The 23,597-nt window shown below is 69.7% G+C and carries 19 protein-coding genes; 10 read left to right on the top strand and 9 right to left on the bottom strand.

All coding sequences use genetic code 11. The features are described 5' to 3' along the window. Positions 1–8 precede the first annotated feature (8 nt). Together ACYVG2_RS10405 and ACYVG2_RS10400 are read right to left on the bottom strand one after the other, a co-directional pair. Positions 9–1,301 carry a M18 family aminopeptidase gene (locus ACYVG2_RS10405; protein WP_460780900.1) on the bottom strand — a complete coding sequence of 431 codons (1,293 nt, stop codon included), beginning with the start codon at positions 1,299–1,301 and terminating at the stop codon, positions 9–11. A 47-nt stretch (positions 1,302–1,348) separates the two neighbouring features. Beyond that, the gene (locus ACYVG2_RS10400; protein WP_460780899.1) at positions 1,349–2,071 is read right to left on the bottom strand and encodes a hypothetical protein; all 723 of its coding nucleotides are present in this window, start codon (positions 2,069–2,071) and stop codon (positions 1,349–1,351) included. A 183-nt stretch (positions 2,072–2,254) separates the two neighbouring features. Here ACYVG2_RS10400 and ACYVG2_RS10395 point away from each other — a divergent pair, with 183 nt between their 5' ends. Genes ACYVG2_RS10395 through ACYVG2_RS10380 form a run of 4 tightly spaced genes read left to right on the top strand, consistent with a single transcriptional unit; the run spans position 2,255 to position 6,285 of the window. Then, positions 2,255–3,400, top strand: coding sequence for a TIGR03364 family FAD-dependent oxidoreductase (locus tag ACYVG2_RS10395; protein WP_460780898.1), 1,146 nt, complete (start codon positions 2,255–2,257; stop codon positions 3,398–3,400). After that, complete coding sequence (locus ACYVG2_RS10390; protein WP_448967304.1) at positions 3,397–4,107, top strand: phosphonatase-like hydrolase; 711 nt, start codon at positions 3,397–3,399, stop codon at positions 4,105–4,107. The genes ACYVG2_RS10395 and ACYVG2_RS10390 overlap by 4 nt, the downstream gene beginning before the upstream one ends. A gap of 1 nt (position 4,108) precedes the next feature. Then, on the top strand, positions 4,109–5,197 hold the full coding sequence (locus ACYVG2_RS10385; RefSeq protein ID WP_460780897.1) for an alcohol dehydrogenase catalytic domain-containing protein: 1,089 nt from the start codon (positions 4,109–4,111) through the stop codon (positions 5,195–5,197). 26 nt (positions 5,198–5,223) lie between these two features. Then, positions 5,224–6,285, top strand: coding sequence for an NAD(P)H-dependent flavin oxidoreductase (locus tag ACYVG2_RS10380; RefSeq protein WP_460780896.1), 1,062 nt, complete (start codon positions 5,224–5,226; stop codon positions 6,283–6,285). On the opposite strand, the gene purU is transcribed toward ACYVG2_RS10380, so the two are convergent. Beyond that, positions 6,275–7,120 carry a formyltetrahydrofolate deformylase gene (purU, locus tag ACYVG2_RS10375; RefSeq protein WP_460780895.1) on the bottom strand — a complete coding sequence of 282 codons (846 nt, stop codon included), beginning with the start codon at positions 7,118–7,120 and terminating at the stop codon, positions 6,275–6,277. The genes ACYVG2_RS10380 and purU overlap by 11 nt on opposite strands. A 96-nt stretch (positions 7,121–7,216) precedes the next feature. Between purU and ACYVG2_RS10370 the strand changes: the two genes are divergently transcribed. From ACYVG2_RS10370 to ACYVG2_RS10360, 3 genes are all read left to right on the top strand, one after another. Next, a complete protein-coding gene (locus ACYVG2_RS10370) occupies positions 7,217–8,425 on the top strand; it encodes a cation:proton antiporter (RefSeq protein WP_460780894.1) in 1,209 nt (402 codons plus the stop codon). Then, on the top strand, positions 8,422–8,883 hold the full coding sequence (locus tag ACYVG2_RS10365) for a glutaminase (protein ID WP_460780893.1): 462 nt from the start codon (positions 8,422–8,424) through the stop codon (positions 8,881–8,883). The genes ACYVG2_RS10370 and ACYVG2_RS10365 overlap by 4 nt, the downstream gene beginning before the upstream one ends. Positions 8,884–8,953: 70 nt before the next feature. Beyond that, on the top strand, positions 8,954–11,494 hold the full coding sequence (locus ACYVG2_RS10360) for an ATP-dependent Clp protease ATP-binding subunit (RefSeq protein WP_460780892.1): 2,541 nt from the start codon (positions 8,954–8,956) through the stop codon (positions 11,492–11,494). Between the two features lie 10 nt (positions 11,495–11,504). On the opposite strand, the gene ACYVG2_RS10355 is transcribed toward ACYVG2_RS10360, so the two are convergent. Both ACYVG2_RS10355 and ACYVG2_RS10350 read right to left on the bottom strand, forming a co-directional pair. Then, positions 11,505–12,221, bottom strand: coding sequence for a glutamine amidotransferase-related protein (locus ACYVG2_RS10355; RefSeq protein ID WP_460780890.1), 717 nt, complete (start codon positions 12,219–12,221; stop codon positions 11,505–11,507). 19 nt (positions 12,222–12,240) lie between these two features. Beyond that, positions 12,241–12,969: a LysR substrate-binding domain-containing protein gene (locus tag ACYVG2_RS10350; protein WP_460780889.1), complete on the bottom strand. Its 729-nt coding sequence runs from the start codon at positions 12,967–12,969 to the stop codon at positions 12,241–12,243. 168 nt (positions 12,970–13,137) lie between these two features. On the opposite strand from ACYVG2_RS10350, the gene ACYVG2_RS10345 reads away from it, so the two are divergent. From ACYVG2_RS10345 to ACYVG2_RS10335, 3 genes are read left to right on the top strand one after another with little or no spacing between them, the layout of a single operon-like run. Next, on the top strand, positions 13,138–14,082 hold the full coding sequence (locus tag ACYVG2_RS10345) for a PhnD/SsuA/transferrin family substrate-binding protein (RefSeq protein ID WP_460780888.1): 945 nt from the start codon (positions 13,138–13,140) through the stop codon (positions 14,080–14,082). A 39-nt stretch (positions 14,083–14,121) separates the two neighbouring features. Continuing rightward, complete coding sequence (gene phnC / locus ACYVG2_RS10340; protein ID WP_448967291.1) at positions 14,122–15,018, top strand: phosphonate ABC transporter ATP-binding protein; 897 nt, start codon at positions 14,122–14,124, stop codon at positions 15,016–15,018. Continuing rightward, on the top strand, positions 15,015–16,844 hold the full coding sequence (locus ACYVG2_RS10335) for a PhnE/PtxC family ABC transporter permease (protein WP_460780887.1): 1,830 nt from the start codon (positions 15,015–15,017) through the stop codon (positions 16,842–16,844). The genes phnC and ACYVG2_RS10335 overlap by 4 nt, the downstream gene beginning before the upstream one ends. A 26-nt stretch (positions 16,845–16,870) precedes the next feature. Here ACYVG2_RS10335 and ACYVG2_RS10330 read toward each other — a convergent pair whose 3' ends face one another. The 4 genes from ACYVG2_RS10330 to ACYVG2_RS10315 all read right to left on the bottom strand — a co-directional run bounded on the left by ACYVG2_RS10330 (position 16,871) and on the right by ACYVG2_RS10315 (position 23,491). Then, on the bottom strand, positions 16,871–17,278 hold the full coding sequence (locus tag ACYVG2_RS10330) for a transferase (protein ID WP_448967289.1): 408 nt from the start codon (positions 17,276–17,278) through the stop codon (positions 16,871–16,873). A 101-nt stretch (positions 17,279–17,379) separates the two neighbouring features. Beyond that, the gene (locus ACYVG2_RS10325) at positions 17,380–18,153 is read right to left on the bottom strand and encodes a DNA-formamidopyrimidine glycosylase family protein (protein ID WP_460780886.1); all 774 of its coding nucleotides are present in this window, start codon (positions 18,151–18,153) and stop codon (positions 17,380–17,382) included. Further along, the gene (locus tag ACYVG2_RS10320) at positions 18,146–18,892 is read right to left on the bottom strand and encodes an EI24 domain-containing protein (protein WP_448967287.1); all 747 of its coding nucleotides are present in this window, start codon (positions 18,890–18,892) and stop codon (positions 18,146–18,148) included. Before ACYVG2_RS10320 ends, ACYVG2_RS10325 begins: the two co-directional genes overlap by 8 nt. An 18-nt stretch (positions 18,893–18,910) precedes the next feature. Continuing rightward, positions 18,911–23,491: an ATP-dependent helicase gene (locus tag ACYVG2_RS10315; RefSeq protein ID WP_460780884.1), complete on the bottom strand. Its 4,581-nt coding sequence runs from the start codon at positions 23,489–23,491 to the stop codon at positions 18,911–18,913. Positions 23,492–23,597 lie beyond the last annotated feature (106 nt).

Here is a 23,597-nt window from a genome sequence, read left to right as displayed (position 1 = left end):
GTGCGGGGTCAGGCGGCGAAGAACGCCTTCGCGACCTGCGCGAGCGCATGCAGATCCGACACGCCGGCGAGCTCGCGCGCGGAGTGCATCGAGAGGATCGGGATGCCGACGTCGACGGTGCGGATGCCGAGGCGGGTGGCCGTGATCGGACCGATCGTCGAGCCGCACGGCACCGCGTTGTTGGAGACGAACTCCTGCGATGCGATGCCGGCGCTCTCGCACCAGCGCGCCCAGGCGGCGGTGCCGATGGCGTCGGTCGCGTAGCGCTGGTTGGCGTTGATCTTCAGGATCGGCCCCGACCCGAGCAGAGGCTGCACCACCGGATCGTGCTTGTGCGCGTAGTTCGGATGCACCGAGTGCCCGACATCGCTGGAGAGGTGCCAGGATGCCGCGAACGCGCGGCGCTGATCGGTGTCGTCGGCGCCGAGCCCGGTGTACACCCGCGCCAGGACGTCTTCCAGGAAGGGGCCGGCGGCGCCCGAGCGCGATTCTGAGCCGAGCTCTTCGTGGTCGAACGCGGCGAGCACGGCGATGCCGCGTTGCCCGGATGCGCCATCAGCAGCGAGTGCCGAGAGGGCGACGACGCCGGCGTGCACCGATGCCAGGTCGTCCAAGCGTCCGCTCGCGAAGAACGCGTCGTCCTTGCCGAAGACCGCGCCGCGCGCGGAGTCCGCCACGACGGCGTCGAAACCGCGGACGTCGGCGGCGTTCACTCCGGCCGACGATGCCAGTTCGCCCAGCAGGTCTTCCTCGCTCGGATCGCCCAGGCCCCAGACGGGCTGCGTCTCGCTCTGCTTGTCCAAGGCCAGTCCGTTGTTGACTCCGCGATCGAGATGCACGGCGAGCTGCGGCAGTCGCAGCAGCGGTCCGGTGTCGGCGAGCACGACGCGGCCGTCGGCGAGGGCGAGGCGTCCGGCGAGGCGGAGCTCACGGTCGAGCCAGGAGTTCAGCAGCGGTCCGCCGTAGACCTCGACGCCGGCCTGCAACCATCCCCGCGAGCCGGTGGTCGGCTGCGGCTTGAGCTTGAATCCGGGGGAGTCCGTATGCGCCCCGAAGATCTGTGCCGGCGTCGTGGGTGCGGCATCCGCCGGCACGGCCCACGCGATCGCGGCGCCGTCGCGCACCACGACGAAGCGGCCCCCGGCCTGGGCGGGCCACGCGTCCTCCTCGCTCAGGCGGACGAACCCGAGCGACTCGAGGCGCCCGGCCACTTCCTCGGCGGCGTGATAGCTCGAGGGGGAAGCGGCGACGAAGTCGGCGAGATCCTCGGCGTGAGAGAGGGCGTGCGACGTGACGGGCATGCTTCGATCGTAGACGCGAGGCCGCGTGCCCTCGAATCCGTGCCGGATCAGGCGGCTTCGTGCTTGATCTCGAGCACGCGGTACTTGCCCTTGCCGTCGGGGCCAGGGGGCACGACGGCAGCGAACTCGCTCGAGCCCCGCACCGTGGCGACCGTGATCGCCGCGGGCAGTTCAGGGGAGAGCACCGCCGCGCTGAGGCCGGTCAGCGCGCCGGCCTTCGTGACAGCGGCGATCGTCTTCTTCAGGGACTTCTTGTCGAGCGACGCCACCCAGGCCGAGTACTGCTGCACGGTGGCGTCGAACGTCTCGTCGGGGATGCTCGGGTGCGAGATGAACACGACCTCTACCTGTGCGCGCCCGTTCTGCGCCTTCATGCCGGTGTAGCGCTGGCGTCCGACCCAGCCACGGGACTGGAAATCTTCGAACAGTGTCCGGCCGTTCCGACTGCGTGTGCTGAAGTGCACGATGAGCAGGATGATGCCGAGCGGGATGAGCACGATCGGCGCGTACACGTAGAGGAAGCGCCAGATCTCTGCACGGCCCGAGCGGCTGCCGGTGAACTCGATCACATCGGCGGTGAGGAAGTAGCGCTCGATCAGCCGCCAGTTCCAGTCGCTGGCAGAGCCGAGCTGGAAGGTGTTCATGCCGAGGCAGAAGACAGCGGCGGCGAGGCTGATCAGGCCGGCGACCAGCGTCGAGCTGGTCGACTTCACGGCCTTGGCGAAACCGGGCGGAGTGGACAGCTGCTGCTGGATGGTCGCGATGCTCATAGCCGAATCATAGCCAGAGCCGCGCGTGACCGATCACCGGCCCGTTCCGCTCGCGTTCATGCGGGCGAAGAGCCGGTTAACGCGAGGCAAACACTTCCGGGAACGGCGGGGTGCGAGCACTGCCGGGTGACACAGTTGTTGACGATACTCATACTCGGAAAGGCCATCATGACGAGTCATCCTGTGGCCTCCGAAACGGCGGACCTCGTCGTCGTCGGGTCCGGAATCGTCGGGCTCGGCGCCGCGTACGCCGGCGCGCGCCGCGGGCTCCGCGTCATCGTCGTCGACCGCACCGATGCTCCGGTGGGCGCGACGATCCGCAACTTCGGGCACATCTGCATCGGGTCGCAGACGGGGCTCGCCCGCGAGTTCGCCGATGCCTCACGCGACATCTGGCTGCGCCTCGCGACGGACGCCGGCTTCTGGCTGCGGGAGTCCGGCACTCTGATCGCCGCACGTCAGGCGGACGAGCTCGCTGTGTTGGAACGAGCAGCCGGAGAACACGACGCGGGCATCCGGATGCTGGACACCGATGACCTGCTGCGTCGAGCGCCGCTGCGCCGTGACGCCGTGATCGGCGGCGCCTTCGTGGCGACCGACCTGCAGACCGACCCGCGGGAAGCGGCCGGGGCGATCGTCCGTCACCTCGCATCCCTGGGCGTGGAGTTCCGCTTCCGCACCGCGACGACCACCGTGGCATCCGGTCGTGTGCAGACCACGCGCGGCGCGATCGATGCCGGTCTCGTCGTCGTCGCCACCGGCCACGACGTCGACCAGTTGCTGCCCGACCTCGCGGAGAGCGCGGGCGTCGTGCGCTGCGCACTCGACATGATGCGCGTGACGGCACCGTTGCCTCGCGCGCTCGACGCACCGCTGCTGACGGGTTGGTCGCTGTTGCGCTACGGACGATTCGCCGCCTTCTCCGAGACGGACGCGCTGCGCGAACGGCTGCATGCCGAGCGCCCCGACCTCGCAGCCCTCGATCTCAACCAGATGTACACGCAGCTGCCCGACGGCTCGCTCATCCTGGGCGATTCGCACGTGAAAGCCGTGCAGCCCGGTCCGTTCCAGCCGGAGGGGGCCTTCGAGGCGTTCCTCGAGGAGGCCTCGGCGTTGTTCGAGACCGACGGCATGCGGGTGCTCGAGCGCTGGCAGGGCGTCTACGCATCCGCGGCCTCCGATTTCCTCATCGAGGAGCCGGAGCCCGGACTGCACGTGATCGCCGCGACCACCGGGATCGGCATGACGACCGGGCTGGGTCTCGCCGAGCGCACGCTTCAGATTGCATTCGACCGGGCACCGCAGCCCGCACAGGGAGGAACCCCATGACCGCCATCGAACTCGTCGTCCTCGACATGGCAGGAACGACCGTCCGAGACGACGGCGTCGTCGAGCAGGCCTTCCAGCGCGCCGCCGAGCGCACGGGTGTCGCCGAACGGATGCCGTGGGCGGATGCCCTGCAATACGTCCGCGACACCATGGGCATGTCGAAGATCGATGTCTTCACCCATCTCGCCGGCGGCGACGTGGCCGCGGCCGCCGCGGCCACTGCGGCGTTCGAGGGCGCGTACTCGGAGATCGTCGCCGAGCAGGGTGTGCAGGAGATCGCGGGTGCGGCAGAGGCGATCGCGCAGATGCGCGACGCAGGGCTCAAGGTCGCGCTCACGACGGGCTTCGCCCCCGTCACCAGGGATGCACTGCTCGACGGCCTCGGGTGGCGCGATCTCGTCGACCTCGCGCTGTCTCCCGTGGACGCCGGTCGCGGACGTCCCGCTCCCGATCTCGTGCTCACTGCGCTGCTGCGGGCCGGGGCGTCCTCAGTGTCGGCCGTAGCGGTCGCCGGCGACACGAGCAGCGATGTGCAGTCGGGCAGGCGTGCCGGCGCCGGTTTCGTCGCCGGCGTGCTCAGCGGTGCGCACGATCGCGCGACGCTGGACAGCGCTGGAGCGGATGCGGTGCTCGACGATGTCACGGCACTGCTGCCTGCCCTTCGAGAGCGTGCTCTTCTCGGCACTGCGCTGGCCCGGAGCTCCTGACATGCGCACTCTGCTGCCGCACGATGAGCGCCAGGACGTGACGCTCAGACCCGCGGCGACGGCGAAGGTGTGGCTCGGTGTCGGTCAGGAGCACGAGACGGTCGCGGTGCCGGGGGTGGGCCTCGGCCACGGCGATGTGCTGATCGCCATCGAGCTCTCGACCATCTGCGGCTCGGACGTTCACACCGTGCAGGGGCACCGTGCGGCACCGATTCCGCTCGTGCTGGGGCACGAGAGCGTCGGGCGGGTCATCGCGATCGGTGATGGCGGCACGACAGCCGCGGACGGTGCGCCGCTGCGCATCGGCGACCGCGTCGTGTGGTCGGTGACGGTGTCGTGCGGCACGTGCGATCGATGCGCGGCCGGCGTGACGCAGAAGTGCCGCGCACTGGTGAAGTACGGTCACGAGCGGATCGGTCCGCGCTGGGAGCTGACCGGCGGATTCGCGAGCCACGTGCATCTGCGTGCGGGCACCACCATCGTGCGGGTGCCGGAGGCTCTGCCGGCCGCGGTGCTGGCGCCGGCCTCATGCGCCACAGCCACGGCGTGGGCGGCGGTCGCCCGAGGTGCGGCGGGGCGCAGCCTCGAGGGCAGGCGGGTGCTCGTGTACGGAGCCGGCCTGGTCGGACTCTCGGCCGTGGCGATCGCCGCCGACGAGGGCGCGGAGGTCACGGTCATCGACCCCTCCGTGTCCAGGCGCACTTTCGCGGAGAGGTTCGGGGGGACCGCGGCGTCTGCGGTGAGCGAGCCGGCCGACATCGTGATCGAGGCATCCGGTCATGCCGTGGGCGACGCGATCGCGGCCGCCGACGTCGGCGCAACGGTGGTGCTGGTGGGCAGCGTCTTCCCCGCGGAGCCGGTGCCGCTCGACGCGGAGAGCGTCGTGCGGCGGCTGCTGACGGTGACCGGCGTGCACAACTACTCCGGCGCCGAGCTCGCTGCTGCCGTCGGGTTCCTCGCCGGGCGAGGCCGCGCCTATCCGTTCGCGGACGTGGTCGGGGCCGTGCACCAGCTGGATGACGTGGATGCCGCGCTCGCCGCGGCGTCCGCTCCCGACGCTCCGCTGCGCATCGCCCTCAGCCCGCGGTGACCCGCAGCGGGCGTAGCCTCGGAGGCATGAGCGAACTGAGCGAGATCCTCGGCGTACGGCATCCGATCCTTCTGGGACCGTTCGGTGGATTGTCGTCCGTCGCGCTGGCCGCCGCGGTGAGCGACGCGGGCGGTCTGGGTGCCTACGGGCTCTACGGATACGACGGCGACCGCATCCGTTCCACGGCGGCGGCGATGCGGGAGGCGACGGATCAGCCGTTCGCGCTCAACATCTGGTTGCCCACCGGTGACGAGGTCGAACCGGGCCCGCAGCACACGGTGTTCGCGCAGGCGCTCGAGCCGTTCTACGAGGCGGTGGGCGTCGACGTCCCCGCACGCCCCGAGGCGTATCTGCCGCCCCTCGACGAGCAGCTCGGAGCGATCTGGGATGCCGCTCCCGCGGTGCTGAGCGTGGTGTTCGGAGTGCCGTCGGCCGAGATCGTCGAACAGGCGCACACCCGCGGCATCCGCGTCGTCGGCACCGCGACGACGGTCGCAGAGGCGATCGCGCTGGATGCCGGTGGAGTCGATGCGATCATCGCCTCGGGCTCCGAGGCGGCCGGGCATCGTGTCTCGTTCCTGCGTTCGGCCGAGGAGTCGCTGGTCGGCACCTTCGCGCTCGTGCCGCAGGTGGTGGACGCCGTGTCCGTGCCGGTGATCGCTGCCGGCGCCATCGCGGACCGGCGTGGAGTGGCCGCGGCATTCGCGCTCGGCGCGCAGGGGGTGCAGGTCGGCACGGCGTTCCTGCGCACGACGCAGTCGGCCGCGACCGACGCGCACCGGGTGGCCATTCGCGAGACCGCCGCCGACGCCAGCGTGCTGACCAGGGCGATGAGCGGCCGTCTGGCCCGCGGTGCACGCAACCGCGCTGTGAGGGCGATCGAGGCCAGCGGCACGATCGCGCCGTTCCCGATGCAGAACTGGCTCACGGGCAAGTTCCGTGCCGCGGCGGGGCAGCAGAACCTCGGAGAGCTGCAGTCGCTGTGGCTCGGGCAGGCCGCGCCTCTCGCCCGGTTCGATGACGCGGTCGAGGTGTTCGAAGAGCTCATCTCGGGGCTGCCCGCGCGGGGCGGTCGACCTAGAGGATGACGGTCGAGCGCCCGTGCACGATCACGCGGTCCTCTGCGTGCCACTGCACGGCGCGGGCGAGGACCTGGCGCTCGACGTCGGCGCCGCGGCTCTGCAGATCGGCGGCCGAGTCCGAGTGCGAGGCGCGCGTGACGTCCTGCTCGATGATCGGTCCCTCGTCGAGGTCGACCGTCGCGTAGTGCGCCGTGGCGCCGATGAGCTTCACGCCGCGCTCCTTCGCCCGTGCGTACGGGTTCGCGCCGATGAACGCCGGCAGGAACGAGTGGTGGATGTTGATGATCGGCGCCCCGACGTTCTCGATGAAGTCGTCGGTGAGGATCTGCATGTAGCGTGCGAGCACCACGAGGTCGACGTTGCCCTGCAGGAGGTCGAGCTGACGCTGCTCCATCGCGGCCTTGTCGGTGGAAGGGATGTGCACGAACGGCACCCCGAACGTGCGCACCGATTCGGCGAGATCGGGGTGGTTGGAGATCACCATCGTGATGTCGATGTCGAGCTGGCCGCGCTGCGTGCGCCAGAGGAGCTCCATCAGGCAGTGGTCGTACTTGGATACGAAGATCGCCACGCGCTTGCGCTTGGCGACGTCGTGCAGGGACCACTCCATCCCGAACCGCCCTGCGACCTTCTCGATCGAGGCCTCGAGCGCAGGACGCGCGGCGGCGAGGCCCGCCAGCTGGATGACCGTGCGCTGGAAGAAACGTCCGACATCCGTCGAGTGCTGATCGAGCGAGACGATGTTCGCGCCGTGCTCGGCGAGGACGCCGGCGACGGCGGCGACGATTCCGGGCTGGTCATCGCAGGCGATGAGCAGGCGTGCGGTGTCGGTCTGGGACATGGATGCTCCTTGCAGGGTGTTCGTAGATTCTCTCGTGTGTGCGCCCGCGGTGACGAATCCGCATGAGGAAGGGCACGGTGTCGATACTCTGAGCGGGTGACTGCGAGCGAGATCGGGCTTGTGCTGCTGCCGCTGCTCGCGGTGGCCGCTCCCTTGCTGGCTCGCGGTGTCCGCCCTGTGCTGAGGGTGCCGATCATCGTCTTCGAACTGGTGCTCGGCATCATCGTCGGGCCGGCCGTGCTCGGCTGGGTCGCACCGGGGGAGGTGCTCGACAAGCTCAGCGACCTCGGGCTGGCGATGCTGTTCTTCATGGCGGGCAGTGAGATCGACTTCCGGGCGATCGCCGGTCGGCCGCTCGTGCGGGCCTCGCTCGGGTGGCTGCTCGGCCTGGCGCTGGGCGTCGGCGTCGGATTCCTGATCGCACCGGGCGAGGGCATGATCGTGATCGGGATCGCGCTGAGCTCGACCGCGCTGGGCACCCTGATGCCGATCCTGCGCGATGCGCGCGAACTGGACTCGCCGTTCGGGAAGATCGTCACCGCGATCGGTGCGGCGGGCGAGTTCCTGCCGCTGATCGCGATCTCGGTCTTCCTCAGCACACGCCGCCCACCGGTCGCTGCGGCGATCCTGCTCATGTTCGTCGTGCTCGCCGCACTCGTGATCCTCATCGCGCGTCGCGCACCGCACGGCAGGCTGCACACGTTCGTCGCCGCCACTCTGCACACGTCCGACCAGTTCGGGGTGCGGTTCGTGCTGATGCTCATCGCGGGGCTGGTCGGGCTCAGCGTGCTGTTCGACCTGGACATGCTGCTGGGCGCCTTCGTCGCGGGCGCCGTGTGGCGCATCATCATGGCCCGCGCACCGGAGCCGGATGCCGCGGCAGTGGAGAGCAAGCTCGAGGCGATCGCGTTCGGATTCCTGGTGCCGATCTTCTTCCTGTACACCGGCGTCACATTCGACCTCGGCCGGCTCGCCTCCTCTCCGCTCGCGCTCTCACTGGTGCCGCTGTTCCTGATCTCGCTGCTCGTGATCCGCGGTGCCGCTGCCCAGATCTCGGCTTCACGCGGGGCGGGTCTGCGCGAACGCACTGCGCTCGGGATGCTCGCGGCGACCGGCCTGCCCATCATCGTCGCCGTCACGGCGATCGGCGTGGACGAGGGCGTCCTCGATCCCGCGATCGCGGCCGCGCTGGTCGGAGCAGGCATGTTGTCGGTGCTGGTCTATCCGCTCGTCGCGATGATCCTGCGCGGCGACCGGGAGCGACTGGATGCCGAGGAGCAGATGCTGCCGCAGGGGGAACTGTGACGACGACGACCGAGATCCTGCATGCCGCGCGAACGTCGCTGGTGGGGATACCGAAAGAGGGGCTCGGCGAGGAGCGCTCCTCGCGCTGGCGCGGTGAGCGGATCGTGCGCGTGGGGGAGGCGTGGCACGTCGGAGTGCTGCTGCTCACCGACACCGGTGTGCTCGCGACCGCTGAGGTGCTGCGCGCCGCCGACCAGGGGTGCCGCGGGTACACGGCCGAGTCGGCGAGGGCGAGGGCGGCGCGTCGACAGCTGGCCTTGAGGGGCGGGTTCGGCGAGGGCGAGGTCGTCCATGTCAGCTGGTCGGTCATCGATGCGGATGCTGTGGATGCCGGCGAGGCGTCCGGGCCGCTCGCACTGCGCGACGGCGTGCCGTCCGTGCGGTGGTCGGGGGCCGGCGCGTACATGCCGCTCGAGGCCTATCTGCGTGAGCGGATCGATCTGATGCGCGGGATCTGAGACACCGGGAATACTCCGATACGTCGTGCGTTGAAGTTGAGTGAAGCACGCTCAACTTTAGGAGAACGCAATGCCCAACGACTTCAGCGACAACGGCGCGAACTCGTTCGATGAGTTCCTCGCCCGCTATCTGGCAGGCGAGCGAGCCCGGCAGACCCGGTCGATCGACCTCAGCCGATTCCTCACCGCGCGCACGCAGGAGATCCTGCAGAACGCCGGCCGTCTCGCGCTCGAACGCGGCCAGACCGAGCTCGACGCGCTGCACGTGCTGCGCGCGATCGTCGAGGACGCCACCGTCGCGCAGGCGATCGAGCGCATCGGCGTGACACCGCAGCAGATCGTCGACGCGGTCGAGACGCGGCTGCCCGCCCCCGGTCCCCGCGCCGAGGCCGATGCGGCGACGATCACGCCGAGCGCCAGTCGCGCGCTGTTCCACGCCTATCAGGTGGCCCGTTCGTCCGGTGCGACGTACATCGAGCCCGCGCACGTCTTCTTCGCCCTCGTGCTCGGACAGGATGTCCCGGCGGGCCAGGTGCTCGCGCAGATGGGTGTGACGGCCGATGCGCTCACCGACGCCGCGCGCGAGCACGTCGATGCGCCGGTCGGCGCTGATGCCCCCGACGCGGGAGCTGCGGCATCCGGTTCCACCATGCTCGACAAGTACGGCATCGACCTGACCGCGCGGGCGCGTGCCGGCGAGCTCGACCCCGTGATCGGTCGCAGCGATGAGATCGAGCAGACCATCGAGATCCTCAGCCGCCGCACGAAGAACAACCCTGTTCTGATCGGCGAGGCCGGTGTCGGAAAGACCGCGATCGTCGACGGCATCGCGCAGGCGATCGTCGACGGCACTGTCCCCGCCCAGCTCGAGGGACGCAGGGTCATCGCGCTCGATCTGCCGGCCATGCTCGCCGGTACCCGCTACCGCGGTGACTTCGAGGAGCGTCTGACCAAGACGATGGACGAGATCGCCGCGCACAAGGACGAGGTCATCGTGTTCATCGACGAGGCGCACACGGTCGTGGGTGCCGGCGGATCCGGCGAGGGCGGCATGGACGCGGGCAACATCCTGAAGCCCCGTCTCGCACGCGGCGACCTGCACATGGTCGGCGCGACGACGCTCAAGGAGTACCGCCAGATCGAGAAGGACCCTGCGCTGGAGCGCCGTTTCCAGCCGGTGAAGGTCGACGAACCGAGCATCGACGACGCCGTGCTCATCCTCGAGGGGCTGGCGGACGCCTACCAGGACCACCACCGGGTGACCTACACGGATGCAGCGCTGCGTGCAGCCGTGACGATGAGTGCCCGCTACCTGCCGGACCGCGTGCTGCCGGACAAGGCGATCGACCTGATCGACCAGGCCGGCGCCCGGTTGCGCCTGAAGCTCGGCCTGCCCGCCGACACGTCTGCGCTCATGACGGAGCTCGCTGATCTCGAGTCCCGGAAGAACGCCGCAGTCAGCGCCGAGCACTACGAGGAGGCGTCGCGCCTGCGTGACGAGATCGTCCGGACTCAGGCACGGATCGACGCGGTGACCTCCGGCGAGCACGCCGGCGCACCGGCGGTCGTCGATGAGCGCGAGATCGCCGAGGTGATCGCGCGAGCCACCGGCATCCCCGCCAGCCGCCTCACCGAAGGCGAGCGCGAACGCCTGGGCGACCTGGAGAACGACCTGCACGCGCGGGTGATCGGTCAGGAGGACGCCGTGACCGCAGTGGCGCGCGCCGTCCGGCGCAGCCGCACCGGAATGGGTGATGCACGTCGCCCCGTCGGCTCGTTCCTCTTCCTCGGGCCCACCGGCGTCGGCAAGACCGAGCTGGCCAAGGCGCTGGCCGACCGGCTCTTCGACGACGAGAACGCCGTGATCCGCTTCGACATGAGCGAGTTCGGCGAGCGGCACACCGTGTCGCGTCTCGTCGGTGCCCCTCCGGGATACGTCGGTTACGACGAGGCGGGTCAGCTCACCGAGCGCGTGCGGCGCAACCCGTACTCGATCGTGCTGTTCGACGAGATCGAGAAGGCGCACCCCGACGTGTTCAACCTGCTGCTGCAGGTGCTCGACGACGGGCGTCTCACCGACGGTCAGGGCCGCACGGTCGACTTCCGCAACACGGTGATCGTGATGACCTCTAACGTCGGCAGCGAGTTCCTCGCTTCGCGCTCCGGGGCGCTCGGCTTCGTGTCATCGCAGGATGCTTCGGCGAACGGCTTCTCGTCGATGAAGGACCTGCGCGACCGGGTGATGGGCAAGCTGCGCGAGGCGATGCGGCCGGAGTTCCTCAACCGCATCGACGAGATCGTGCTGTTCCAGAAGCTCACCAAGGATGAGCTGGCGCGCATCGTGCGTCTCATGCTGGCGGCGACCTCGGCACGTCTCGCGGAGCGCGACATGCGCCTGGACGTGTCGGATGCCGCAGTCGCATGGCTCGGCGAGCACGGCTACGAGCCCGAGTTCGGTGCCCGTCCGCTGCGCCGGCTGATCCAGCGCGAGGTGGACGACCGCATCGCGGACCTGCTGGTCGCAGGTAGCCTCGAGGACGGTGGCATCGTGCGCGTGGACGCCGATGACGACGCACTGGTCGTGGAGTCGGCGGTGCACGCCGTCGCCTAGCGCCTCTCGCTCAGGCGAAGTTCTCAGCGAACCTGCGCAGCAGGTCCTCGCCGCCCACACCCTGGGCGGCGAGGATCTCTGCTTCCACGGCGTCGAAGGCCTCTGGGTCGAAGTATCCGTTGCCGCGGTAGAAGGTCATGCGGTCGGCGAAGTCGCGCGGGCTCGGCTCAGGGTGGAACTGCGTCGCATACAACTGCGTGCCCACGCGGTACGCCTGCACGGGGCAGTCGTCGTTCGTCGCGAGCAGCACGGCATCGGGCGGGACGGCCGCTGCGCTCTCCTTGTGAGCCGTGAACACGTTCAGCGCCGGGGCGCTGGGACCGAAGACGGGGTCGGCGGCCCCGGCATCCGTCGTCCTGATCCCGGTCGAGCGGGTGGCCTCGGGATGGGCGAGGGTCAGCGCGCCGCCCAGCATCCGAGTGACCACACCGATGCCGAAGCAGGTGAACAGGGCGGCGGCGTCGTTCTCGAGCGCGCGAGCGGCGATGCGTTCGAGGTCGGACTCGATGCGCTGCTGCAGCGGCGACTTCACGGCATCCGTCACGTTGAACGGCGAGCCGCCGATGACGAAGCCGTCGTGGCGCGCGAGCACATCATCGGGGAGCGGGCCGGAGAGCAGATCGAACTGGTCCAGCTCCGGGACGGCGAGCCCTCGCTGGAACGAGACGTGCTCGGCGTCGGCCGCTCCGCGTTCCGGCCGCACGCAGACGTAGAGAAGCGAAGCCATGACGATAACCTACCTTCGCTCAGCGCGAGGAGTTGGCGGTGCGCCCGCGGACGATGCCGACGAATGCGTCGACGTCTGCCGTCGTGCGCTCCCTGGGCCACGCGAGGGCGACCGTCGAGGTCGGGCCTCCACGCAGGGGCCGGTGGCCGACGTCCTTGCGCTGATGCAGCCTGGCCAGGGACATCGGCACGATCACGATCCCGACGCCCGTGGCGGCGGTGGCGATCGCGTCGGCCGTGGTCGCGAGCGGAGGGAATGCCGGCGCCAGGACGCCGGGGATGTCGAGGGGGCCGAGCACGTCGTCGAGCGGGGTGATGAGCACCTCGCCCTCGAGATCTGCCGGGTCGAGCTCGTCGACGGCCAGCAGATGCGATTCCGCGGACGCCACGACCACGGGGATCTCATCGTAGAGCGCGACGATGTGGAGCGTGTCGTCATTCAACGGAAGGCGGATGAGGGCGGCATCGAGCTCGTCGATCGCGGAGCGCTGCGAATCCGCCTCGATCGGCACGAGCTCCAGGGCGACCTGCGGCATGCGCTGCTTCCACGTGTCGATCCACTTGCCCGGTGTGGCTCCGGGGACGGCGCCGAGGCGGAAGCTCCGCGTCTCCTCCACGACGCGTGGAGTGTCGAAGACGACCTTCTTGGCGGATGCGCCGGGCTTCCGCGACGGCGCCGGTGTGCGCGCAGGGGCTCTCCCCGTCGAGGGACGCTTCGCCGCGCCTCCGCGTCCGCGTTGTCTCGCCATGGATTCAGGCTACCCGTGCGCCACGGGCCGCTGCGCCACAGCGAATTCATTTCTCGTTCACACGACCTTTGCGTTCTCGATCCGCAGGTGTCTCATCCCGCGCCTTGACTGTCGCAGTCGGCCGTCCCGCCGATCCTCACCCTGCACTGTCACCGAAAGGTCCACCCCATGCAGTCCACCTTCACGCGCGGCCTCGCCGTCGCCGCCGGCCTCACGCTCGCGTTCGGCCTCGCCGCCTGTGCTCCCACACCTGCGTCCTCCGAGACGGAGGGCGACGCACCTGCATCCGAGGGCACGTTCGCATCGGGCGACTCGGAGACGCTCGTCTTCGCCGTGCTTCCCGACCACGAGGGCGCAGACCAGGACGCCCAGCCGATCGCCGACTGGATCGCCGAGATCACGGGCAAGAAGGTCGAGCTCTTCCAGGCCACCGACTACACCGCCGTCGTGCAGGGCCTCGCAGCCGACCAGATCGACATCGCGCAGATCTCGGCCTTCACCTACTTCCAGTCGCAGAACGCCGGCGCGGACATCATTCCGATCGGCGCGCAGATCACTCAGGAGGGTGCCGAGCCCGGCTACTTCTCCGTCGCCGTCAAGAACCCGGCAGCCACCGACGTGACCTCGCTCGAGGACTTCGCCGATCAGCCCGTGTGCTTCGTGAACCCGACGTCGACCTCCGGGTTCGCCGTTCCGATGGGCGGACTGCTCGAGGCCGGCGTCACGGTCGCCGACGACAACCGCCTGTTCGGTGAGGAGCACGACCTCAACGCCAAGAAGGTCGCCGAGGGCACCGACTGCCAGGTCGGCTTCGCACAGGACATCGACGCCGACCCGCTGATCGAGTCGGGTGAGCTCGAAGAGGTCACCCGCGTTCAGGTTCCCGCTGCTCCGATCGTGATGCAGGCCGCGCTGCCCCAGGACGTCCAGGACCAGCTCGTCGAGGCGCTCGCCGACAGCACGCAGTCCGACCTGACCGACGCGGGTGTCGAGCTCAACGAGTTCCTCACCGAGGGCTGGTTCGGCTTCGGTGCGGTCGACGACGCGTACTACGACCTCATCCGCACCCTGTGCACCGAGATCGCCGACGAGGTCGAGGCCTGCCAGGCCTGACCCGTTCAGCCCACTCGCACGCACCGTAGGAGAGATGACATGACGAACAGCGACGCCCCCGCAGTCCGGATCACCGATCTGGGGAAGACATATCCAGGAGCCGCCGGTCCGGCTCTGGAGGGGGTGTCGCTGTCCGTCGTCCCGGGCGAGATCGTCGTCCTGCTCGGCCTCTCCGGCTCCGGCAAGTCGACCTTGCTGCGCCACGTCAACGGACTGGAGACGCCGTCGACCGGCTCGGTGGTCTCCCTCGGCCAGGCCGTGCCGGAACTGCGGGGCCCGGCGCTTCGCGCCCTGCGCGGGCGGATCGGCTTCATCTTCCAGCAGTTCGAGCTGGTCGGCGCTCTGACGGTGATCGAGAACGTGCTCACCGGCGGCCTGTCCACCCTTCGCGGCCCGCGGGTCGGCAGCCTGAGCTACCCCCGCCGCATGCGCGAGAAGGCGCTCGGTCATCTCGACCGCGTCGGACTGCTCGATTTCGCCTACCAGCGCGCCGACAACCTCTCCGGCGGGCAGCAGCAGCGCGTGGCGATCGCCCGTGCCCTCATGCAGGATCCGGAGATCCTGCTCGCTGACGAGCCGGTCGCCTCGCTCGACCCGGAGTCGAGCAGCCAGGTGATGTCGCTCATCCGGGAGATCGCCGCCGAGCGCTCGCTCACGGTCATCTGCTCGCTGCACCAGGTCGATCTCGCGTTGAGCTGGGCGGACCGCATCATCGGCCTCCGTGCAGGGAGCGTCGTGCTCGACACCCGCACCGACGATCTGACCCGCGAAGAGGTCATGGAGATCTACGGGCGCGTCGCCACCAGCACGAGCGAGATCGCAGCGCTCGAGAGCGAGCTCGCCGAGGCGCGCGAGCAGGTTCTCGCGCAGGAGATCCAGCGCTCCGCGGCTCGCGAGCGTCTCGCAGAGGACTTCGCGAACGAGGAACCGGCGTGACCACCCTCGCAGAGCGCCCCGCAGCCCTCGCCGATCGCATATCGCGGCTTCCGCGCCCCGCCCCGCGGCTGTCTTCGGTTGTCTCGTACGGCGTCATCATCGCCATTCTCGGCCTGGGCGTCTGGTCGTTCATCGGACTCGACTACAGCCTGAAGAGCCTCGAGACCACCGGTGCCAATCTCTCCAGGTTCCTCAGCATGGCGACGCCGATGCAGTGGCCGGGATGGGATGTCACGGCCGAGGTCCGGGGCGGTGGCGAGAAGGTCTTCGTCACGACGTGGGTCGGCTTCGAGCCGATCTGGGAGATGTTCCTCACGATCGTCATCACCCTCGCGCTGGTCATCGCGGGTACGGCGCTCGCGGCCGTGCTCTCCATCCCGGTCGCATACGGGGCGGCGCGCAACACGACCCCCAACACCGCCGTCATGGCGCTGTGCCGCGGGATCGGTGTCGTCGCCCGCGCGATTCCCGATGTCGTGTTCGTGGTCGTGCTCGCCTTCCTGTGGTTCAACTCAGGGACGCTTCCCGCGATCGTGGCGATCGGAATCCACTCGGTCGGCATGATCTCGAAGATGTTCGCCGACGCGATCGAGCAGATCGACGAGGGCCCGCGCCTCGCGATCCGCTCCGCCGGCGGCACGAAGGCGCAGCAGTTCTGGTCGGGCATCGTTCCGCAGGTGCTGCCTGCATGGGTCGCGGTGACGCTGCACCGTGCAGACATCAACCTCCGCGGCACGGTCATCCTGGGCGTCGTGGGTGTCGTCGGCATCGGCTACGAACTGGATGACGCACTGCACGGCGGGCCGGCAGGCATGCGCCGCGTCATCCCGCTCGTCGTGATCATCATCGTGCTCTGCGTACTGTTCGAGATCGTCTCGTCACTGCTGCGCACCCGACTCCTGAACGTCAGGCCGACCGGCAAGAGCGTCGGTGACACCGTGGCCCGCGCGGTCGCGCGCAGGAGCGCACGCGCCGGTGAGGCCGCAGCCGCCCAGTCGGCGACGACGCAGGATCGCCACACGAGGATCGAGGCGGCCATGCACCGCCCGTGGGATCGCACCCGAGTCGGTAACACTCTGTGGATCTGGCTCGGCGTCGCCGCGGTCGTCGGAGCGTTCCTCTACACCGCGCCCGATGTCACCAAGATGTTCGCGCCGGCATGGAACGAGATCGTGGACCCCACGCGCGACCGTGCGATCTGGCCGCCGCACTTCGGCAGCAGGGACTGGTCGGATGTGCTCGCAGCGGTCGTGACGACCATCCAGATCGCTTTCGCCGCGACGCTGATGGCGACGATCATCTCGGCCGTCGTCGGGCCTCTGTCGGCGCGGAACGTGGCGCCCAACAGCACGGTGCGCAACCTGTTCCGCGGCATCGCCCTCGTCATCCGTGCGATCCCCGACCTCGTCGTCGCGATCCTGTTCATCATCGCCGCGGGCATCGGTCCGCAGGCCGGTGCGCTGGCTCTCGGCATCGGCGGTGTCGGGCTGCTCGCGAAGCTCATCGGCGATTCGATGGAGGAGGTGCCCAACGGCCCCGAGCGTGCACTGGCCGCAGCGGGGGGCACCCGTGCGCAGGTGTTCTTCTCCTCCACCGTGCCGATGTCGGTGCCGGCTCTCGTCAGCCATCTGATGTACCTGCTCGAGCAGAACATCCGCTCAGCGACCCTGCTCGGCATCGTCGGGGCAGGCGGTATCGGATTCCTGCTGCTCAACGCACTGCAGGGGCGCCACTTCGACGAAGTGCTCGCCTACGTGCTCGTGATCATCGGCATGGTCGTGATCGTCGAAGCGGCCTCCATCCTCATCCGGCGCGCGCTGAAGTAGCGCTGCCTGCTGAGGCGGGAGCGGGCTCAGGCCGCCAGCCAGAGCCCTTTGCGGTCGGTGGCGATCCGCAGACCGGCGGCGACGATCTCGTCTGCGCCGATACGGGCACCGCGGGCGATGCGTGCGCCGGCGCCGATCTCGGTGCGCACACCGATGTGTGCGCCGTCTCCGACGGCTGCGCCCTGTCCGATGTGCGCGTGCGCGTCGATGTACGCGTTGTCACCGATCACGGCATCCGGTTCGACCCACGCACCGCGGGCGACCTTCGCTCCCGCGCCGATGCGCGCTCCTGGTTCGATATAGGCGCCGGCTTCGACAACAGCCTTCGGGTGCACCTTCGCGCCATGCGCGACGAGGCCGCGACCGTTGACGTGCTTGCGATAACGCAGCGCCTTGCCCTGGTCGTCTTCGATATCGATGTAGTTCTTACCCAAGATTCCTCCCGTGTCCGGACATCTCCGGATATATGAACAACCACGAGAGGGGCGGATTCATTCCCGAACGGGGATGGCGGTTCCCTGAACCCGCCACCGCTTCAGCGCTGGCAGTTCGGGCACCAGAACGTGATGCGTTCACGGGTGGGATCCGCACCCTGGGCGCCGCGGAGGATGCGCGTCCCGCACCGCCGACACGGCCGGTTCGCGCGGCCGTAGACCCAGGTGCTCCGTCCAGGGCGATCGACGCCGGTGAAGGTCCGGTTCACCCGCAGACGGTTGGCGCGGATCGTGCGTGCACCGAGGTCGAGGAGGGCGGGGACGTCGACGTCGAGTGAGGGCGTGGTCGGCAGGATTCCGCGGAGGAACAGCAGCTCGGCGGCGTACTCGTTGCCGAAGCCCGCGACATTGCGCTGATCGAGCAGGGCGACGTGGATGCTGCGCTGATCGGCGCCGAGACGCCGTGCCGCCTCTGCAGGATCCCAGTCGTCTGCGAGGGGATCGGGGCCGAGGTGGGCGAGGAGCTGCTCCTCGGCGGAGGTGGGTAGCAGTTCGACCTCGGCGATGTCGACGCCGACGGCTTCGTGTACCGCAGTGCCGACGATCGCGCGCACTTTGAAGTCCGGATGCCGCCACTTCTCGCCTGGTCGGTATAGGAGCCATGCGCCGTCCATGCGCAGATGGGAATGCAAGGTCATCTCACCGATGCGCAGCAGCAGGTGCTTGCCCCGCGCGGCGCAGCCGTGCACGGTGTCGCCGGTCAGGTCGGCGGTGGCGAAGGCGGGAACGCGCAGGTCGAAGCGGGTCGTGGTTCTGCCCGCCAGCGCTTCGTCGAGTCGCAGGGCGGTGCGGAAGACGGTGTCGCCTTCAGGCATGTGACGGTGCCGCGCGCTCGGTGAGCGACCGCGCGAGGATGGTGGATCCTGCCACGGCGGCCGGCATCGTGACGATGGCGCCGAGTGGGACGAGGAAGCACAGCTGCGTCGCGACGCCGAACCCGATGACTCGGGCCCGGCCGGAACCGAGCAGTTCTGAGCGTGAGAGGGTGGTGAGGCCACGTGCGTCGAAGGCGCGGCCGGTGAGCTCGCGTGCGACCAGGCGCCCCGACAGGATCACACCGATGACCGAGGCGAGCACGCCGCCGACGACGGGGATGAAGCCGATCACGAGGGTGAGCAGCGCGACCAGGATGCCGAGGACGACCAGGCGGATGCCCTCGCCGATCGTCGTGAGCATTCCGGTGTCGCCGGCCGGCTCCGGGCCGCCGAGCGAGCGTTCGATGCCGCGCCAGATGCGCTGGTAGAAGGGGTCGCCGATCGTCAGGGTGAGGGCGGTGAACACGGCGCCGGCGAGCGCGAGCGCAGCGATGAGGAGGACGGCGCCGAGGCTGAAGCGCAGCACTTCCCGCCATGGGCTGACCCAGCCGTCGGCGAACGGCGTGATCCAGTCGGTGATCGATCCGAGTGTGAGCGCGAGGGGGATCAGTGCGGCTGCGAGAAGCAGGAATGCGATGACTGCGGGGACGAGGCCGAGCGCGAGCAGCTTCGGATGCGTGCGCCACATCCCGAATCCTCGTCCGAGGATCCTGACGCCGGTGAAGAACTCGCGGATCATGGCTATATCGTACGGGCGCTAGATCGCCTTGCGCAGCGAGAAGCCGCGCGGGGTGGCCACGAATCCGGCCTCCTGCAGGGCCATCGCGAAGTCGGTGCCGTAGATCGCCTCGCCGTTGATCTTCTCGACGGTGAGCGTCTCGAGGCGACGGGCGCGCGATGTTGAGACGAGATCGGATGCCGCGGCACGCAGCAGCTCCGGATCGTCGTCGAACGCGAGTACGGTGCGTCCGCCGCGCTCGAGGTAGAGCACGAGCGACCCGTCGACGAGCACGACCAGGCCACCTGCCTTGCGGCCGGGGCGGTGCGACACGCCCTCGCGGCGCGGCCAGGCGAGCGCGGCTCCGTACGGATTGGCGGGGTCGGTCGCGGCGAGGGTGACCGCCCTGCGGGGCGGCGGGTCGGCCAGCGCCGCGAACGTGCGGAGGCGGTCGACCGTGGCGGAGGCGGCGAACTGCGCGGCGCCGAGCTTCTCGATGACATATCCGCGTCGGCAGTGCCCTGCCTCCTCGAACCCCGCGAGCACCCGGTACGCCTGGGCGAATCCGCCGGGCAGTCCCTCGGCCTGCACGGCGCCGCGCGTGACGACGCCGTACCGGTCGAGCAGCAGTCCTGCGCTCACGGTGGCGCGGCGCGCGGCATCCGTCTCGGCCGACGGGAGCAGTGACCATCGACCGCCGACGGCCGTCGGTCGGGCGGGTGTGCGCGAGAGCGACATGCCGCGGTAGGTGCGCGTGCGAGGCGCACGGCGGGTCACCCGGTGCGCCTGCGATCCGCCGGCGAGCAGCGATCGGATCGGCGCGAACGTGTCGTTGGTGACCCGGCTCGACCACGTGAGGTTCCACAGGGCCTCGAGCACCGACTGCTCGTTCTCGGCACCGGTCATCTCACGCAGCTGCATCGCGAAGTACGCGCCTCCGGCGCTCAGGGCGTCGAGCAGCCGGGCTTCGAGGGAGTCGGGAGCGACCTCGTCCTCCGGTTCGGGCAGGGTGAACGGTGCGAGGTCGGCGGGATGCAGCGACACCCACCCGTCGCGACCGGGCAGCGTGCCGTGGCCCGACCAGATGACCTCTCCGCTCGCGGTGAGCTCGTCGAGCAGGGCAGGTGTGTAGTCGCGGACTCGGGACGGGAGGATCAGCGATTCCCATGCGCTCGCAGGGATCGGCACGCCGGCGAACTGCTCGATCGCCGATACGACGCCGTCGAGCCCTTCCAGAGGGCGGCCGAGGTGCTGCCATTCGGGAAGGAACCTGGCGTACGCCTCTGGCGGGACCGGTTCGACGCTGCCGCGGATGGCCGCGAGCGACCGCATCCGCAGGCGGCGCAGCACCTCGGTGTCGCACCATTCGATCTCCGATCCGCTTCCCGCCGCTTCCGGCAGGAAGTACCCGCTGGTGAGGCGGCCGGCGTTCTCGAGGCGTTGCAGCGTGTGGCGCGCGACGGCGGAGCCGATGCCGAAGCGGCCCGATACGGCATCCGTCGTGAACGGGCCGTGCGTGCGTGCGAAGCGGGCGACGAGGTCGCCGAGTGGATCGGTGAACGGCTCGAGGAAGGCGACCGGGATGCCGGTGGGCAGGGCCACACCCAGCGCGTCGCGCAGTCGCCCGGCGTCTTCGATCGCGGCCACGCGGACGGTGCCGGCGATCGTGACGGGGATCGCCCGCCGGGCGGTGACGAGGTCGTCGAGGTGCTGTTGCGCTGTGCCGCTCTCGTCTTCGAGACGGGCCGCCACTTCTTCCGCGTCGAGCGGTCCCAGCATCCGCAGCAGGTCGGCGACGCCCTCGAGCCCGCGTACGCGGCGTTCGGGGTCGAGCCGCTGCGCCTCGCGCTCCCACTGGGCGAGTACGTCGGGGTCGAGCAGCTCGCGCAGTTCGACGGTGCCGAGGAGCTCGCCGAGGAGCGCCGGATCGACCGACAGCGCGGCCGCGCGACGCTCGGCGAGCGGGGAGTCGCCCTCGTACATGAACGCGCCGACGTAGCCGAACAGCAGATCGCGCGCGTACGGCGACGGCTGTGCGGGTTCCGTCTCGACCAGGCGCACCTTCCGCTCGGCGATGGCGTTCGTGAGCCGGCGCAGCGATGGGAGGTCGTAGACGTCCTGCAGCACTTCGCGCAGCGTCTCGAGGATGACCGGGAACGTGGGGTGGCGCCGTGCGACCTCGAGCAGCTGCGCCGAGCGCTGGCGCTGCTGCCACAGGGGCGTGCGCTTGTTCGGGTTCATGCGCGGCATCAGCAGAGCGCGCGCCGCGCACTCGCGGAATCTCGAGGCGAACAGGGCTGAGCCGCCGACCTCCTCGGTGACGACGTGTTCGAGTTCGTCGGGGTCGAACACGAACAGTTCTGCACCGGGCGGCTCGGCGTCGGCATCCGGAACCCGCACGATGATGCCGTCGTCGCTCGCGACCGCCGACCCCTCGACCCCGAGTCGTTCCCTGATGCGCGCGTTGATCGCGAGCGCCCAGGGCGCGTGCACCTTCATGCCGTAGGGGGAGTGCAGGATGACGCGCCAGTCGCCGACTTCGTCGCGTCCGCGTTCGACCGTGAGCGTGCGGTCCGTCGGCAGCGTGCCGGTGGCCTCGCGCTGTTCGCTGAGGTGCGCCATGAGGTTCGTGCGTGCCTGTTCGTCGAGGCCGGCTTCGATCAGGCGCTGCGCCGCCTTCTCGGGGGCAGCTGCAGAGACCTCGCGGGAGAACTTCCCCAGCGCCTCGCCGAGTTCGTAGGGTCGGCCGATGCCGTCGCCGTGCCAGAACGGAACCTTACCCGGCTGCCCGTACGCGGGCAGCACGTTGACGCGGTCGTGGGTGATCTCAGCGATCCGCCAGCTGGTCGTGCCGAGGGTGAACACATCGCCGACGCGGGATTCATAGACCATCTCCTCGTCGAGCTCGCCGACGCGCCTACCGGCGCCTTCGCCGGCGACGAACACGCCGAACAGGCCGCGGTCGGGGATCGTGCCGCCGCTGGTGACGGCGATGCGCTGCGCCCCGGGCCGTCCGGTGAGGGTGCCGGCATCCCGATCCCAGATGAGTCGTGGGCGGAGCTCGGCGAACTCGTCGGACGGGAAGCGGCCCGCGAGCAGGTCGAGCGTCGCCTCGTAGGCGGAGCGGGGGAGCGATTGGAAGGGTGCGCTGCGTCTGACGGTCTCGAACCATTCCTCGACGCTGATCGGCGCCAGCGCGCAGGCGGCGACGGTCTGCTGCGCAAGGATGTCGAGCGGGTTGCGCGGCACGGCGATGGCTTCGATCTTGCCCGCCAGCATCCGCTCGGTGACGATCGCGGTGTGCAGCACGTCGCCGCGGTGCTTGGGGAAGAGCGCGGCGCGGCTGATCTCGCCGACCTGGTGTCCTGCGCGTCCGACGCGCTGCAGGCCGGATGCCGCGGACGGCGGCGCTTCTACCTGGATGACGAGGTCGACGGCTCCCATGTCGATGCCGAGCTCGAGGCTGCTGGTCGCGACGACGCAGCGCAGGATGCCGGATTTCAGCTCCTCCTCGACGAGGGCGCGCTGCTCCTTCGAGACGGAGCCGTGGTGCGCCTTGGCGAGCACCGCGTCCGCACCCGCGGTGGATCCGGCCTGGGCCATCATCGCGGCGGGCGGTCCCGCCGGCTCCGGGACGGGCACGCCGATGCGCTCGGCGTAGATCTCGTTGAGCCGGCCGGTGAGGCGCTCGGCGAGGCGACGCGAGTTGGAGAAGACGATCGTGGACTTGTTCTCGAGGATGCGGTCGACGATCGCCTCTTCGACGTGCGGCCACACGGATCCGGTGACCTCGGTGTATTCGGCGGGGTCGTCGCCCGTGGGCGGTGCTCCGGGTGGGGGAGGCGGGTTGGTCATGTCGTCCATCGGCACGACGACCGAGAGGTCGAACGTCTTGGATGCCTTCGGGGCGACGATCTCGACCGGCTCGGATCCGCCGAGGAAGCGGGCCACCTCGTCGATCGGGCGGACGGTGGCGGAGAGGCCGATGCGCTGTGCGGGTGGCGTGTCTTCTCGGCCTGCTCGGCGGAGGGCATCCAGTCTCTCCAGGCTCACGGCCAGGTGTGCGCCGCGCTTGGTCGCGGCGACCGCGTGCACCTCGTCGATGATGACGGTGTGAACGTCGCGCAAGGTCTCGCCCGCTCGGCTGGTGAGCATCAGGTAGAGGGACTCGGGAGTGGTGATGAGGATGTCGGGCGGGTCGGAGACGAGCTTGCGTCGGTCGCTCGAGGTGGTGTCTCCGGAGCGGACGCCGACGCTCACTGACGGGGCTGCCATGCCCAGTCGGCGCGCGGACTGGCCGATTCCCACGAGCGGAGAGCGCAGGTTGCGTTCGACGTCGACGCCGAGGGCCTTGAGCGGTGAGATGTAGAGGATGCGTGTGCGGGCGGTGCCCTTCGCGGGGGCTGCATCTCCAGCCTCCGTCCGCTCGCGGAAGACGCGGTCGATCGCCCAGAGGAACGCCGAGAGCGTCTTTCCCGATCCGGTCGGGGCGACTACGAGAGCGTGCCTGCCGGCCGAGATCGCGTCCCATGCTCCCGCCTGTGCGGATGTGGGCGCGCTGAACGCACCCCGGAACCAGTCCTGTGTGGCAGGGGTGAAGCGTTCGAGCACATCGCTCATCCCTCCATCATCGTCTCTGGGTGGGACATTCGGTCCGTCGGCCGAGCACGATCGCAACCTGTGATCGGGAGAGCACGTGAATCGTGATGCTGGAAGGGTCGGAGGG

The organism is Microbacterium shaanxiense, from assembly GCF_054779995.1.
Note: the sequence above shows the minus strand (reverse complement) of the source record. Positions and strands in the feature narration are given on the sequence as shown.

Coding starts and splice junctions, on each gene's coding strand:
- ACYVG2_RS10405 (WP_460780900.1), bottom strand. CDS start 1,301: ATGCCCGTCACGTCGCACGCCCTCTCTCACGCCGAGGATCTCGCCGAC.
- ACYVG2_RS10400 (WP_460780899.1), bottom strand. CDS start 2,071: ATGAGCATCGCGACCATCCAGCAGCAGCTGTCCACTCCGCCCGGTTTC.
- ACYVG2_RS10390 (WP_448967304.1), top strand. CDS start 3,397: ATGACCGCCATCGAACTCGTCGTCCTCGACATGGCAGGAACGACCGTC.
- ACYVG2_RS10385 (WP_460780897.1), top strand. CDS start 4,109: ATGCGCACTCTGCTGCCGCACGATGAGCGCCAGGACGTGACGCTCAGA.
- ACYVG2_RS10380 (WP_460780896.1), top strand. CDS start 5,224: ATGAGCGAACTGAGCGAGATCCTCGGCGTACGGCATCCGATCCTTCTG.
- purU (WP_460780895.1), bottom strand. CDS start 7,120: ATGTCCCAGACCGACACCGCACGCCTGCTCATCGCCTGCGATGACCAG.
- ACYVG2_RS10360 (WP_460780892.1), top strand. CDS start 8,954: ATGCCCAACGACTTCAGCGACAACGGCGCGAACTCGTTCGATGAGTTC.
- ACYVG2_RS10355 (WP_460780890.1), bottom strand. CDS start 12,221: ATGGCTTCGCTTCTCTACGTCTGCGTGCGGCCGGAACGCGGAGCGGCC.
- ACYVG2_RS10350 (WP_460780889.1), bottom strand. CDS start 12,969: ATGGCGAGACAACGCGGACGCGGAGGCGCGGCGAAGCGTCCCTCGACG.
- ACYVG2_RS10345 (WP_460780888.1), top strand. CDS start 13,138: ATGCAGTCCACCTTCACGCGCGGCCTCGCCGTCGCCGCCGGCCTCACG.
- phnC (WP_448967291.1), top strand. CDS start 14,122: ATGACGAACAGCGACGCCCCCGCAGTCCGGATCACCGATCTGGGGAAG.
- ACYVG2_RS10325 (WP_460780886.1), bottom strand. CDS start 18,153: ATGCCTGAAGGCGACACCGTCTTCCGCACCGCCCTGCGACTCGACGAA.
- ACYVG2_RS10320 (WP_448967287.1), bottom strand. CDS start 18,892: ATGATCCGCGAGTTCTTCACCGGCGTCAGGATCCTCGGACGAGGATTC.
- ACYVG2_RS10315 (WP_460780884.1), bottom strand. CDS start 23,491: ATGAGCGATGTGCTCGAACGCTTCACCCCTGCCACACAGGACTGGTTC.